This window comes from Corynebacterium sp. MSK032 (assembly GCF_030232065.1).
GTDB lineage: Bacteria > Actinomycetota > Actinomycetes > Mycobacteriales > Mycobacteriaceae > Corynebacterium > Corynebacterium jeikeium_D.
Window position 1 is genome coordinate 137,117 of the sequence record NZ_JASPJR010000004.1, and the last position, 13,961, is coordinate 151,077.

Consider the following 13,961-nt stretch of genomic DNA (forward strand, 5'->3'; position numbering starts at 1 on the left):
TATTATTTGCGGCCTTTGCGCTCGATGACCTCGCGGGCCAGGTTGCGGTACTGCGCCGCAGCTGGGGTGTTCGGTGCCCAGGTGGTGATGGGCTCGCCGGCGACGGAGGTTTCCGGGAAGCGGACGGTACGGGTGATGACCGTGTCGAAGACCTTGTCACCGAAGACCTCGATGAGGCGTTCCATGACTTCCTTGGCGTGGCGCGTGCGGCGGTCGAACATGGTGACCAAAATGCCGGAGACTTCCAGGTTGAAGTTCAGGCGGTCGCGGACCTTGGCCACCGTGTCGGTGAGCAGTGCCAGACCGCGCAGGGAGAAGTACTCCGCCACCATTGGGATGATGACGCCCTCGGAGATGGTCAGCGCATTGACGGTCAGCAGGCCTAGCGACGGCTGGCAGTCAATGATGATGAAGTCGTAGTCATTCATCACTGGGCGCAGTGCGCGCCCCAAGGCCTGTTCGCGGCCGACTTCGTTGACAAGCTGGATTTCCGCCGCCGACAGGTCGATGTTGGCCGGGACGAGATCCAGGCCGGAAACCTTGGTGTGGTGGATGGCGTCGCGGACATCGGTGGTGTCGTCGACGATGAGGTTGTAGACGGTCAGGTCAAGTTCCTCATGGGGAACACCGAGACCGGCGGATAGTGCGCCTTGCGGGTCCAAGTCAACGAGCAGGACTTTACGGCCGAACTCTGCCAGCGCTGCGCCCAGGTTAATGGTCGAGGTGGTCTTACCCACGCCACCCTTCTGGTTACACATTGCCAGGATGACTGCGGGGCCGTGACTGTTCAGGGGTGCGGGTTCCGGCAGCTCACGTGCCGGACGACCGGTGAGACCGAGTTCAACTCGATCGGCCTCAAACAACCCTTCTTCAGCCACAGTCAATCCCTCTTCCTTGAAGATTTCTCATCAATTCTACTGCGCGATATATTACCGCCACATATTACCGCGAGTATTCAGCCCGTGGGTGAGCCCCCGCCCAGACTCGTCGCATATTCTCCGCGGTAATCATGGTGTAAATCTGGGTCGTCGTCACCGAGGCGTGCCCCAGCAGCTCTTGGACAACGCGCACATCAGCACCGCCTTCGATGAGGTGTGTACCGAAACTGTGGCGCAGGGTGTGCGGGGAAATTTTCACCTTCAGCCCGGCGCGCTCACCCAGCTCCGCCAGTGTATTTCCTGCCGATTGCCGAGACAGTCTGCGCCCCAGCGAGTTGATAAACAGTGCCGGCCCAGAGTTTGCCCGCACCCAGCTCGGCCGCCCGCGTGTCAGCCACGCATCCAGCGCCGCCATGGCCGGCGATCCCACGGGCACGATGCGCTCCTTGCCGCCCTTACCACGCAGCAACACCAGGTTGGTTTCGCGGTCCACGTCATCGATATCCAGGCCGGTGACCTCCGAAACACGAGCCCCCGTCGAATACAGAAACTCCACCAGTGCACGGTTGCGCAAATCCGTCACGTCGGCGGTGTCGTCGTTGGGGATGGACTCGATAAGCCGGGTGACCTCATCAATGCTGAGTGCCTTCGGATACCGCGAGGGCTGCTTCGGCGGCGCCACCCGCTTGGCGACATCCACCTCCAACGCGCCCTCACCCACCGCGAACTTGTGGAGGCTCCGCACCGCGGACAGCGACCGCGTCACCGAGGTCGGGGCCAGTGCCGGCCTGCCCGCCGACTTATCTCCCCGCGCGAGATACGCCAGGAATTCTGACACATCCTGCTCGGTGACCTGCGCCAATTCCGTACGCCCAATCTCCCGCAGATAGGTGCGGTACTTTTCCAAGTCGCGCTTATAACTGGCGAGCGTATTCGCCGACAGCCCCTTTTCCACCGCGAGGTAGGTGACGAAGGCGTCGACAAGCGGATCGATCGAACTCATCGGATGCGTTTCAGGTCCGCGCCGGTGCCGAGCTGCTCCGCCCGACGCTTCGCCAGGGCCGTCGGTCGAATCTCGAACGGCTCCGCGACCGAGCGCGGCGTCGCACCCCTCAGCAGCACCTCCGCCGCCAGCAGAATGCCGGACAGCGCGATGCCGTTGAGGATCTCTCCGCGCAGCGCCATCGCCACTGCCTCATCCACTGCGATCCACGACGCAGTCATGTCCGCTTCCTCATCGTGGGCTTCCGGCTTATCGACGGCACGGAGCCCCCTGGCCAGATAGATCCGAACCGCTTCCTCTGCGAAGCCGGGCGAGCTGAACATATCGGTAAGCAGGGACCAGGACTCGGCCTCCAGCCCGGCTTCCTCAACCAGCTCCCGCTTGGCGGCCTCCAGTGGGTCTTCGTCCGCGACGTCGAGAAGCCCGGCCGGTAACTCCACCAGGCGCTTCCCTGCCGCCTGCCGCCACTGATTCAGCAGGTAAAGGCGGTTATCCTCATCTGCGGCAACGACCGCAACAGCGCCGAAATGCTCCACGATCTCACGGGCGGACACATTCCCACCCGGCATCCGCACCTGGTCGCGGCGGACCGCGATGATAGGTGCCTCGAGAACAATCTCGGAATCAACAACGTCAAATTGGTGCGCCATGAGCTTCACTCTAATAGGTAGGCCGGATTGGCCCTCGCGGAGTCAGGGCTAGTTGCGCTTGAGGGCTGCGGCGATGAGGCCGTCGAAAAGCGGATGGGCGTTGGTGGGGCGTGACTTCAGTTCCGGGTGCGCCTGGGTGGCTACGAGGTATGGGTGCACGTCCGTGGGGTATTCGACGAATTCGACGAGCTTGCCGTCCGGCGAGGTGCCTGAGATGACCAGACCGGCTTCTGACAGCTGGTTACGGTAGGCGTTGTTGACCTCGTAGCGGTGGCGGTGGCGTTCGGCGACATCGGTGGTGCCGTAGAGGTCGGCGACGACGGAGTCTTCGGCGAGCTTCGCCGGGTAGGAACCCAGGCGCATGGATCCGCCCAGGTCAGCCTCGCCGGAGACCGCCTGCAGCTGCTCCTCCATCGTGGCGATGACCGGCTCGGCCACATTCTCGTCGAACTCGGTGGACGACGCGCCCTCAACGCCTGCCGTGCGCGCCGCCTCGATGACGACACACTGCATGCCCAGGCAGATTCCCAAAAGTGGCGTGCCGGTTTCCTTGGCGTAGCGGATGGTCGCGATCTTGCCTTCGATTCCGCGCCCGCCGAAGCCGCCGGGGATGACGATCGCGTCAACGCCGGCCATGTTTTCTTTCAGCCCTTCGGGGGTTTCGCAGTCGTCGGAGGCAACCCAGCGAATGTTCGCTTTCACGCGGTGGGCGAAACCGGCGGCACGCACAGCTTCCGCGACGGACAGGTAGGCGTCCGGCAGGTCGATGTATTTACCGACCAAGGCCACCGTGACCTCACCCTTCGGGTTGTGGACGCGCTCAAGCAGGTCTCCCCACACGGCCCAATCCATGTCGCGGAACGGCAGGTTCAGGCGGCGGATGATGAAGGTGTCCAGGTGCTCGTCGTAGAGGACCTTCGGGATGTCGTAGATACTCGGCGCATCCGGACAGGACACCACGCCCTCGCGGTCGATGTCACACATCAGCGCGATCTTGTTTTTGAGAGAGTCGGGGACGTCGCGGTCGCATCGCAAAACGACGGCATCGGGAACCAGGCCAATCGAGCGAAGTTCGGCCACCGAGTGCTGGGTGGGCTTGGTTTTCAGCTCTTTGGAGGGGCCGAGGTACGGAACCAGTGACACGTGTAGGTAGAAGACGTTTTCGCGGCCGACGTCGTGACGCACTTGCCGCGCGGCTTCCAGGAAGGGCTGCGATTCGATATCGCCGACGGTGCCGCCGATTTCGGTGATGACCACGTCGGGCTTTTCGCCGTTTGCGTCGGCATTGCCCATGGCGACGATGCGGGATTTGATCTCGTCGGTGATGTGCGGGATGACCTGGACGGTCTGGCCGAGGAATTCGCCGCGGCGCTCTTTGGCGATGACCGAGGAATAGACCTTGCCGGTGGTGACGTTGCCGCCGGCGGAGAGGTTGCGGTCGAGGAAGCGCTCGTAATGCCCCAGGTCGAGGTCAGTTTCTGCGCCATCTTCGGTGACGAAGACCTCGCCGTGCTGGAAGGGGTTCATGGTGCCCGGATCCACGTTGAGGTAGGGATCGAGCTTTTGCATAGTCACTTTCAGACCACGCGAGGTAAGCAGGCGGCCGAGCGAAGCCGCAGTTAAGCCTTTGCCGAGGGAGGAGGCAACGCCTCCTGTAACGATAATGTATTTCGTAACCACGGGACTTCAGAATATCGCTTGCGCGGGCACGAGCGCAAGCTATTTTTCACAATGGCGGATACTTATTTCATATTTGGGTAACTTTTTCGGAGTTGCGCCCCATCCGTCAGCAGGAACGCAGCGACAAATGCGAACTAAGCGATGCTCTCGAAGATCATGGTCGCCTGGATGCGGTCCCCGCCCATCAGCCCCTTACTGCCCGAAGAGGCAGTAGTAATCGTGTGCAGCCGAAACCCCTGCGAAGCCTTGTCGTTGATTACCCTCTCAAGCTCTGTCAGATTAGCTGAGCCGGTACCGATGAACTTTTCCTTCAGAACCACCTGAAGAACTTCATAATGAGGCATTTTCCGCCCTCCGTTAAAGTAGTTTTCAATATTGCACGCAAAACAATACTCGGGCGGATGCATAAACGCGATCACGTCGTTACCCTCGGGGCTATGCCTGATTTAACGAATAAGACCATTGCAGTTTTGGCCACTGACGGATTTGAGGACTCCGAGCTGACGAGCCCGGCAGAGGCCGTAAAGGATGCCGGTGCGACCGTGCACGTTATCTCCACCGAAGATGGCTCCATTGAGGGCAAGAACGGCACGAAGGTGGACGTCGATAAGCTCACCAGCAGCGTTTCTGCCGATGATTACGATGCTCTGATTCTGCCTGGCGGCACCGTGAATGCGGACCAGATTCGCATCGATAAGGATGCCGTGGCGCTAGTGAAGGGATTCGCCGCAGCTAACAAGCCGATTGGCGTTATTTGCCACGGCGGTTGGATTCTCACCGACGCGGATGCGCTGAAGGGCCGCACGATTACCTCCTACATCAGCGTCAAGACCGACCTGGTGAACGCTGGCGCCAACTGGGTCGATGAGGAAGTTGTCGTTGACGGCAATCTGATTTCCTCCCGCACCCCGGCTGACCTTGAGGCTTTCAACAAGGCGCTCGTAGAGAACTTCTAACCCACCCGCCTGCCCCAAGACTCATCAAAGGAAGGCTGTTGCCATGACTTCGTATTGGGATAATCCAAAGTCACTGTGGAATCAGATCCCACAAAATGATGCGGAAGATACTTCCGCTCAGCAGCCCTCCACTCCTGAGCAACCTCCCGCACCTGAACAGCTTCCGCCACAGCAAGGGCACTACCAGGGATTGCTCTCGCACAACACTATCGTTATCCAGCAGATTCGAAACTTCATGGCGGATGATTTCGACATCCTGGATACCGAGGGCAATTGCATCGGCAAGATTGAAACTACTGGCGGCACGCTGAGCCGAATGTTTATGGGCTCTCGTCGTCTGACAGTGTCCGAGCCAGACCGCACTCCGGTATTCGTTATTACCGATCCGACCGATTTCGCCCTTGACAGCTACGAGGTCTACTACCCCGACCCGCAAGCGACAAGCCCTGAAGGCAAGCAACAAGGCGGAGCAGAGTCATCGCGCCTATTGGCAACTATTCAGCAGAAGTTTGCGATCTTTAAGCGGCGGTTGGAAATCTCCATCCCCGGTTTTGCAAATTGCGAGGTCGACGGCGACGTCTGGCATTACGACGCAACCTTCAACATCAACGACATCAAAGTTGCAGAGATGTCACGCAAGTGGTCGGGTTTTGCAAATCTGCTATCCGGCAATGACCGCTATGTGCTGCAACTGAAGGATGATTTGCCGCCACAGCTACGCGCGGCCATTATTGGTGCCGCTATTGCCCTGGATTTGATGGCGAAAAAGGCGCAATCCGACTAGCTGATTTCACTGTCGGCTCGCGCCTTCTATCAAGGGCTACTACTCGCGACTATCGCTACCGCGGTTCTGTAGCCTGAGCGATGCGTCCGTCGATTTCCGTGATTCCATCAGAAACCGCATTGACATGTTCTGGGCGAACATTGGCATTGTCATTGATGCCACCTTCCACAACGGCGGTTACCGGTACACATGGAACCTCAACATTGCGCCCCAGCGCGTTAGCTACCAGCGCAATTGCCCGTGGCGAGAAAGTCAGTCCGATGTGGCCCGACAGGTCCGCAGAGCACCCATCCTGCAGCAGAATGTTGTTGGACGTTGGTGCCTGCCACTGGCTTGCAGCCATTGGAGTGACGGCTTCATCAACTTGGGTAGAGATTGCAACGTAGTTGACACCCGGCTGCTCCAAGCCGCCCTCATTCATCTTGGCCATGAAGTCGCTGTGCTGCAGCAAATCCACCAGGCTGGGGCTGACAATGTACCCCGCAGCCTTATTGCCAGCATTGTCGAACTGGTCGAGCTGCTCCAAACCGTAGGAGATACCGAGCAGCGATGTGCCGTGCAGGACGCCCGCCAGGGACACCACCGTGCCGACACCCCGGCCCTGCTCCTGCTTGGCGTAGGCGGCAGCCAAGGTGCCACCAGCAGAGTGACCAACAATATCGACGGCGGTAGCACCAGTTTCAGCCTTGAGGGTGTCAATCTTTGCAGTCAGCTCAGCCAAAGCGGTGTCCAGCGGGGTCATGTTGCGCATGGTTGGAATAGAGCCAAGCACCGAAAACTCGTCAGGACCCAGCTTGCCGACGTTAAATGCGTACAGGCACTTCCCCATTGCCTTTAGCTCAGGTGCCATGCGCGCATAGGTCTGGTACGAGTTCGAGTTCATCCCGTGGATCATGACCACCGGATTCTCACCAGGAGCAGGAACACACTGCACATTTGTGCCCTCGGGACTGATATTTTCCGTCATCCCCTGATTAACCATGACGGTGGGGAAATCATTTGCCTTTGGCCCCCACTCGCCCATTTCCGTCCAAGACAGAACCTGATTATTACCAGTTGTCGAGGTCGGTGAGGCAGCCGCGATGGGAGCCGCCGCCAGAGCGACACCAGCTGCAGCCAACAGTGCTGTGACCGACCGTGTCAGCTTCGAAAATGCCCGATGAGTGCCCATGGTTACTCCTTGCGTAGAGCAGTGAATAGTAAAACGGTTCCAATAAGAACTACGGCATGGGCAAGAGCCAAGAATTACAGGCTATGAATCGTTATCGTACTCTGAAAGGCGATCAATGAGAACGCCTCAAAAGGGTCAATAAAATGCGAGTTAAATATAACTGTAATACTATTTCCTTAGAGGCCTGCAGGCTTTTAAAGTGATATCGACCACAGGTCAACACAAGCCACACTTTCTTTGCAATCCCCGGGATTGCTGCCGATGCCCAAATCGCCGGTAAGATTAAACGTTCGTTTCACATTTATGTCGGCCCGCCATCGATGCGGGCATAGTTTGCGACAGCAGTTTGGAAGCTTCGCCCTAAAAGTAACTCTCGTGAAGATCCAATACGTTTCGTTCGCTTCCAAAAGATACTATTAGAGTAGTTTCTCTCCGGTTAAAGATTAGGACGGGTACCCATGGTCGCTGCACAGGAAACCACACTGCAAGACATATTAGAGGGAACAAAACAATATATTGTTCCGCTTTATCAACGCCCCTATCAGTGGGGCAAGGCGCAGCTTCAGGATTTGTGGAACGACATCATCGAACTCACTGAAGACCGGCAAGAAGGCGACCGATCCAGCCACTTTATTGGCTCCCTGGTTTTAGCCCCTCCGCCGGTCTCGGTTGCGGGTGGTGTTGCTACGTTCTTGGTGGTCGATGGCCAACAGCGACTCACCACTTTAACTCTCCTTCTCGCAGCGATTCGGGACTATCGAGATGAAAAGGAACCCGAAGCTGAAGCCGGAATTGAGATTCACAACCGATTCTTGGTCAACCAGTACAAGAAGGGCAGACAACATATTAAGCTTGTTCCAACTCAAGCTGATCGCGCCTCTTATGCGGCAGTTATAAAAAACCTTCCTCACTTGGGTGGAACCGACCGCATTGGCGAAGCATATCGTTTTTTCCGTACGCAGTTGGAGAGAATTGATGATCCGGAGGATCCAAACGATATTGCTAATATTCAGGACGCAATTGTTGAGGGCCTGTCACTGGTATCAATTAGCACTCACCCGCAGGATAACGTGCATCGTATTTTTCAGTCTCTTAATAACACTGGACTGAAACTTACACAGGGCGATCTTCTACGTAACTACATCTTCATGCGGCTGCCAGAAAATGGGGATGATGCGTACGACCGCTATTGGAAGCCGCTACAGGAGCGTCTTTCCAACGATGAAATTGAATCACTTTTTTGGGTCGACATCGCTTCAGAGAACCCACGCGCGAAAATTAGTGACACATTTGTCCTCCAGCAAAAGCGTATGGATTCGATGCACACAGAATCGGAGATTCTCAACGAACTCAAACGGTTCGCTGAGCTTTCGAGGCTTTACCAAAAGATTCTCGCTCCCGAGAACGAAGAGAATTCGAGCGTTCGCTATCGACTTCAACGGTTGCGGGAATGGGATGCGACAACCACGCACCCTTTGATGCTCACCCTGCTTACCATGCGTGAAAATGGTGTAATTGACAGCCAAGACCTCGCCCAGACTTTGTTGGTAATAGAGAGCTACATTGTCCGCCGTTTCCTCTCGGGTCGCCCCACACAAGGCCTTAACCGAGTCTTCCGTGAAGCTGCCGGTATCTTTGAGACGAATGAACCTGCGGCAATACAGCTGCGGCGATGGCTTTCCACCGGTCGAAAGCATTTCTACCCAGACGATGCTCTTCGAGCCTCTATTAAGGAGCTTCCTTACTATCTGAATGGCCGACGAGCTCATCGCCCACTTTTCTTGCGCTGGTTAGAGCAAGAATTTGGTTCTCGAGAACCAGTCGATACATCCGAATTATCGATTGAGCATGTCATGCCACAGAATCTAAGTCCCGAATGGCGATCAGATTTGTCGGCCTGGTACCCCGGGGTTGATATCGACGAAATGCACAACGCTTGGAAACACACACTTGGAAACCTCACTTTGACGGGATATAACTCTCAACTCAGCAACAAGGGGTTCGTGTGGAAGCGTGAAGAACTTGCGCGTTCCGGACTTAGGCTGAGCACAAGCCTTATTGACAGTGAGCAATGGGGACCAGATGAAATTGCAGCACGTGCAGATTCGCTTACGGACTTAATCATTACGGCATGGCCGGGCCCGACTACCGGCGATTCCTCAAGTGGCTCGGAAAACCCTAAGTGGCAGAAACTTAAAGAAATTCTCGTTGCGATTCCTACTGGTCGGTGGACTAGCTACGGAGAAATAGCGACAGCTATTGGTTCCGCACCTCAGCCTGTAGGTACCTATATTGCAAACAACGTATTGCCTAACGCCTATCGAGTAATGAGAGCCACTGGCGAGATTCCTGAAGGATTTCGGTGGTACGACGAGAGCGACACTCGCAATCCTCAGGAGCTTCTAGCATCTGAAGGTATTGAATTTTCAGCCTCGGGTCACGCGTCTAGGGCACAATTCCTTGATGCAGAAGACCTTTCTGAGTTGCTGGAGATTCCCGATACCACAGTGTAAGTATGGTGACGAGCTCAGGGAAAGAGTCTGTCCCTGAGCTTTCGTCTTCACTGGTTTCGTGGCTCTTCACGATTTAGAGTGCGTTGATCCGGGTGAGCAGCTGCCCGGAGTCAATCAGGCACCGCAAGATATAGTGGCCGAGGTTGCCGAAACCCCAGGGCGGCCCCCGTAGATGCTCTAGCCGGCCATTGATGGCCTCGACCAGCCCGTTGGACGCCCCGATGTCGAAGCAAACCGGCACATCCTCACGCCGACGCCACAACGTCCGACCCAACTGGGCCAGCTTCTCCAGACCTTTCGGCACGCCCTCACGCAGGGTGGTGATGATCCGTTCCATCAACTTCTTGCCCTTCCGATTTCTGAGACAGTGCCCCTCGACAGCGACCGGGCGGCGTCGATGATGGTGAAAGTTCCCGCATCGGCGGCTCCGGTAAACGTCAAGCCGATTACTGCCGTGCGGCAGATGGTGTCTGCGACGAGGCTGCCACTAGGCTGCACAGTAGGGTCCTGGTTTGGCCAGATGGAAGCGTCGAAACTGTCATCTTGTACCCGCCAGGACCCCTACATGTTGTGCCACCCCCGAGCCAGGCTCTGCGGTCAGATACGCACTCCAAAACGCAAAGAGCTTTTTACGACGGGTCGGCGTGGAGTTCGCTTCGCGCTCAAACTGGCCCGAGGTTATTCACCTCGCCCCAAGAGACCCTCGTCGGATCTTCCACGGGCTCGAGGTTTCGAATGCCCGCATGCTACTCCTCACCGATGAGCCCGCGTCGCGAGTTCCTGCTCTGCGACCGAATACTTGATCTCCAAGTCGACGAGGTGCCCCGATGCTGGCGTTTGCCCCGATCTCCGTGCCCCCCCATATTTGCTGCGTCCCACAATCCGGGCCACCTAAAGCTAGCTAAGCAGGCATGATGAAACTAGCTCATGTACGTCTAGTGGAAGTGGCCCTCATGTCTGAGTCTGAGTCTGTGAAAATGTCGTTCGGCGAGTCGCTGGAATTGCTCATGAAGAGACTTGCCGATGTCGACAAGCAACTCGTCGCGGACAAGCGATTCAATCCGGAAGACCAGCTGAAAGTGCCGGTCAGCACGTTCCTCAACCAGGCTGCTCGTGCTTTCAATCGCAAGATCACCGTGATGATGGAGCACCGGCAGGCCTCCGGAGATGTCGTCGAAGGCGTGAGGTTGGACATGGCCGTCAAGGGTGGCCGCGGCCAGCTTCTGGGCCACGTCGAGTTGAAGGCACCCGGCAAGAGCGCCAATCCTTACCGCAAAGCTGGCTGGTCCAAACACGACCGGGTACAGTGGGAAAAACTGTCCAATCACCCAAATCTGATCTACACCAATGGCTGGGAGTGGACGCTGTTGCGCACCGGCGCCGGAGCGCCACTGACACATGTGGTCTTGAACCCGGACGCGACTGGGGCCGCGTTGGCCGACCAAGTCGCCCAGATGGAGGACCTATTTTCCCATTTCGTGTCGTGGAAGCCATTGGCACCTTCGTCTCCGAAGGTCTTGGCCAATCAGTTGTCCCCGCTGACAGCGTTCCTGCGGGACACCGTGCTCGACGCCCTGGAAAGCACGCCCGAAAGCAAAACCGGCCTGCCCAGCCTGTACGACCGGTGGCAGGAAATCCTCATTCCTGGGGCAACCGTGAAGGACTTCGCGGACAGTTTCGCCCAAACCTTCACCTACGCCCTCCTGCTCGCCCGGATCGAGTCCAACCGGCCCGCCGATGAGTTCACGGCGTCCGCCGTGACGAACGCTCTGCTAAAAAACGGGCACAAGCTCATCGGCTCCGTGCTGGAAATGATGTCGCAGAAGTCGTACCGTGAGCCAGTCGAAGGGCCGGTGGGGCTGCTGGAAACGACCATCGGCGCCGTCGACCCCGACAAGCTCGCCGCGAAGTCGGACCCTTGGCTGTACTTCTACGAAGACTTCCTGGCCACCTATGACCCCAAGATGCGCAATGACGCCGGTGTCTACTACACGCCGGTGGAAGTCGTCCGCTTTCAGGTTAGGTTGCTCGACGGAATTTTGCGCTCCCGGTTTGGCCGTCAACGCGGGCTCGGCGCCGATGACATTCAGCTCCTCGATCCGGCGGCCGGCACGGGTGCCTACCCATTGGCAGTGGCCGAACATGTACTGCGGGATTCCCCGGCCCCGGTCGATGATGCCAGGAGCCTGGCACGGCGGATGTTCGCCTTCGAACTCCTGGTTGGGCCGTATTCGGTTGCTCATTTGCGGTTGACGCAGATGCTGGAACAAACCGGCGCGGAGCTGGGTGCCGACGGAGTGCAGGTGTTCTTGACCAACACCCTCACCGACGCAGGTGACATCGCAGGCGCCAACCAGCAGATATCCATCTGGGAGATCGAGCAGAACCTCAACGAGGAAACTCGCAGGGCAGGCCTGGTGAAGAAGGCCGATACCCACATCCGGGTAATCCTTGGCAACCCGCCATACGATCGCGGCTCGCGCCAAAAGACCCTCGGTGCTGGCTCGGAACAGTTTCCCAACGTCATTCTCGAAGAGGTCAACGGCCGCGCTCCGCTGCTCGACGACTTCATCAATCCACTCAAAGCGATTGGCGCGGGTGGGCAGGCAAAGAACCTTTACAACAGCTACGTCTACTTCATTCGCTGGGCGATCTGGAAGGCATGCGAACAACACCGGGATGAAGCCGGTGTCGTCTCGTTCATCACCTCGTCGTCGTACCTTCGCGGACCGGGGTTCGCCGGCATGCGGGAGTACATGCGCCGCATGTTCGATGAACTGTGGATCGTCGACCTCGGTGGTGAGGGGCGCGGGGCGAGGAAGGAGGAGAACGTCTTCGCGATCCAGACCCCGGTGGCGATCTTCTTCGGGATCCAGTGGGAGAAGACGAGCACCGGGTCGACGAAGAAGCACAGCGATCGAATCAGGTCGAAGGCGACTGTCCACTATCGGCGTGTGGAGGGCACCCGGGAGGAAAAGCTCGACGCCTTGTCTGCGGTCACCGAGCCGGGGGCGGACTCGGATTGGGTGCAGCTGGAGTCTGACGACTGGCATGGGAAATTCGTGCCGGATACGGCCGCGTCGATGACGGCGTTCGCGCCGTTGGACTGGGTATTCCCGTGGCATGTCTCGGGCGCTCAGTACAAGCGGAAATGGCCGATCGCCTGCTCGGCTCAGGTCCTGTCGGAACGATGGGCCGAACTCTTTTCTCCCGGGGTAGCGGACCCAGGGCTTTTCGTTGAAGACCGGGACGTCAAAATCAGCTCGAAGAAGTATGGAGTTTTTTCCGGCGCCGAGCTACCGCAGCTCAATGAGCCTCGGGCCGTCCACTCGATGGCGGAACCAGTGCGATACGGCTACCGCAGCTTTGACCGACAGTGGGCGCTCCCGGATCATCGTGTGGGCACGTACATCCGCCAACAGCTGTGGGATGCGTTTAGCGACCGTCAGGTCTATTTTGCGACCCTCACGTCCACCAGCATGAGCGCGGGACCGGCATTGACCGTCAGCCCCTACGTCACCGACCTTGACTTCTTCCGTGGTTCATACGGTGCCAAGAACATTCATCCTCTGTACCGGACCGACGGTTCAGATGCTCCGAACGTCTCCTCGGTTCTCCTCTCCACTCTCGCCGAGGCTTATCGGCAGTCGGTGGGGGCCGAAGACGTTGCGTCGTATGTGTTCGGGCTGCTCGGCACGGGCGCGTACACGGCCAAGTTTGCAGAAGAACTCGCCGAGTCACCTGCCCGAATCCCGTTTACCAGCGACTATGCATTGTTCCAGGAGGTGCGGGACTTTGGCCGACGTCTCGTCTTCGAGCAGACGTGGGGTGAACGCTTCGGAGAGTTGAATATGTTCGGCCAACCTGTCGGACAACGGTTCCAGGGACAGGCACGCATCGACACGCCAACCTCGACCGTCGAGTACCCCGACGATTGGGCCTACGACGACGAAGCCCACACGCTTCACATCGGCGGCAGCGGCATTATCACCAGTGTCGCCCCGGAGGTCATGGACTACAACGTCTCAGGGATGAACGTGGTGGCGTCATGGTTGGGCTACCGGATGAAGACGCCGGCGGGCAAGTCATCATCTCCGTTGGATCAGATTCAAGCGGAAAGCTGGGAGTTCGACCGCGAACTATTGGAACTCTTGTGGCAAGTCGAGTTCTTCCTATCAGCAGAAAACGACGCCGCCCGACTTATCGACCGAGTAGTTACCGCAGACCTTGTCGAAATGGGACGCATGGGCCCGCCACCCGCGAATGAAACTAAACCGCCGTCCAAAAAGTCGTCTCAGCAGAGAGAACTACCCTGATCGAAATAAC

10 protein-coding genes and 1 pseudogene are annotated in these 13,961 nt (G+C 57.9%); 4 read left to right on the forward strand and 7 right to left on the reverse strand.

Translation table 11 applies throughout. The annotated features are described in order from the left end of the window. Positions 1-2: 2 nt before the first annotated feature. The 5 genes from QP995_RS03820 to QP995_RS03840 form a co-directional block, all read right to left on the reverse strand. A complete protein-coding gene (locus tag QP995_RS03820) occupies positions 3-878 on the reverse strand; it encodes a ParA family protein (protein WP_049189940.1) in 876 nt (291 codons plus the stop codon). A 64-nt stretch (positions 879-942) separates the two neighbouring features. Then, positions 943-1,881 carry a site-specific tyrosine recombinase XerD gene (locus tag QP995_RS03825; RefSeq protein WP_284852925.1) on the reverse strand — a complete coding sequence of 313 codons (939 nt, stop codon included), beginning with the start codon at positions 1,879-1,881 and terminating at the stop codon, positions 943-945. Next, on the reverse strand, positions 1,878-2,531 hold the full coding sequence (locus QP995_RS03830; protein ID WP_284852926.1) for an NUDIX domain-containing protein: 654 nt from the start codon (positions 2,529-2,531) through the stop codon (positions 1,878-1,880). Before QP995_RS03830 ends, QP995_RS03825 begins: the two co-directional genes overlap by 4 nt. Positions 2,532-2,579: 48 nt before the next feature. Beyond that, positions 2,580-4,211: a CTP synthase gene (gene pyrG, locus QP995_RS03835; protein WP_284852927.1), complete on the reverse strand. Its 1,632-nt coding sequence runs from the start codon at positions 4,209-4,211 to the stop codon at positions 2,580-2,582. 134 nt (positions 4,212-4,345) lie between these two features. After that, on the reverse strand, positions 4,346-4,555 hold the full coding sequence (locus QP995_RS03840) for a DUF4177 domain-containing protein (RefSeq protein ID WP_070602687.1): 210 nt from the start codon (positions 4,553-4,555) through the stop codon (positions 4,346-4,348). Between the two features lie 93 nt (positions 4,556-4,648). On the opposite strand from QP995_RS03840, the gene QP995_RS03845 reads away from it, so the two are divergent. Together QP995_RS03845 and QP995_RS03850 are read left to right on the forward strand one after the other, a co-directional pair. Beyond that, the gene (locus tag QP995_RS03845; protein ID WP_187400456.1) at positions 4,649-5,167 is read left to right on the forward strand and encodes a type 1 glutamine amidotransferase domain-containing protein; all 519 of its coding nucleotides are present in this window, start codon (positions 4,649-4,651) and stop codon (positions 5,165-5,167) included. A gap of 43 nt (positions 5,168-5,210) precedes the next feature. Continuing rightward, positions 5,211-5,951 (forward strand): LURP-one-related/scramblase family protein, encoded by a 741-nt coding sequence (locus QP995_RS03850; RefSeq protein WP_150961434.1) that lies wholly within the window; start codon positions 5,211-5,213, stop codon positions 5,949-5,951. Between the two features lie 55 nt (positions 5,952-6,006). Here the strand turns inward: QP995_RS03850 and QP995_RS03855 are convergent, their stop codons facing one another. Beyond that, positions 6,007-7,122 carry an esterase/lipase family protein gene (locus QP995_RS03855; RefSeq protein WP_150961432.1) on the reverse strand — a complete coding sequence of 372 codons (1,116 nt, stop codon included), beginning with the start codon at positions 7,120-7,122 and terminating at the stop codon, positions 6,007-6,009. A 458-nt stretch (positions 7,123-7,580) separates the two neighbouring features. Between QP995_RS03855 and QP995_RS03860 the strand changes: the two genes are divergently transcribed. Beyond that, complete coding sequence (locus QP995_RS03860; protein ID WP_150961430.1) at positions 7,581-9,635, forward strand: GmrSD restriction endonuclease domain-containing protein; 2,055 nt, start codon at positions 7,581-7,583, stop codon at positions 9,633-9,635. A 73-nt stretch (positions 9,636-9,708) separates the two neighbouring features. On the opposite strand, the pseudogene QP995_RS03865 reads toward QP995_RS03860, so the two are convergent. Then, positions 9,709-9,990 (reverse strand): annotated as a pseudogene (locus QP995_RS03865) (transposase); the annotation flags it as partial. 598 nt (positions 9,991-10,588) lie between these two features. Here QP995_RS03865 and QP995_RS03870 point away from each other — a divergent pair. Further along, positions 10,589-13,951, forward strand: a complete 3,363-nt coding sequence (locus QP995_RS03870) for a type ISP restriction/modification enzyme (RefSeq protein ID WP_191620928.1) — start codon at positions 10,589-10,591, stop codon at positions 13,949-13,951. Positions 13,952-13,961 lie beyond the last annotated feature (10 nt).

What these genes read in the sequence shown, in the direction of transcription:
- QP995_RS03825 (WP_284852925.1), bottom strand. Translation starts at nt 1,881, where the DNA reads ATGAGTTCGATCGATCCGCTTGTCGACGCCTTCGTCACCTACCTCGCG.
- QP995_RS03860 (WP_150961430.1), top strand. Translation starts at nt 7,581, where the DNA reads ATGGTCGCTGCACAGGAAACCACACTGCAAGACATATTAGAGGGAACA.
- QP995_RS03845 (WP_187400456.1), top strand. Translation starts at nt 4,649, where the DNA reads ATGCCTGATTTAACGAATAAGACCATTGCAGTTTTGGCCACTGACGGA.
- QP995_RS03850 (WP_150961434.1), top strand. Translation starts at nt 5,211, where the DNA reads ATGACTTCGTATTGGGATAATCCAAAGTCACTGTGGAATCAGATCCCA.
- QP995_RS03830 (WP_284852926.1), bottom strand. Translation starts at nt 2,531, where the DNA reads ATGGCGCACCAATTTGACGTTGTTGATTCCGAGATTGTTCTCGAGGCA.
- QP995_RS03855 (WP_150961432.1), bottom strand. Translation starts at nt 7,122, where the DNA reads ATGGGCACTCATCGGGCATTTTCGAAGCTGACACGGTCGGTCACAGCA.
- QP995_RS03840 (WP_070602687.1), bottom strand. Translation starts at nt 4,555, where the DNA reads ATGCCTCATTATGAAGTTCTTCAGGTGGTTCTGAAGGAAAAGTTCATC.
- QP995_RS03870 (WP_191620928.1), top strand. Translation starts at nt 10,589, where the DNA reads ATGTCTGAGTCTGAGTCTGTGAAAATGTCGTTCGGCGAGTCGCTGGAA.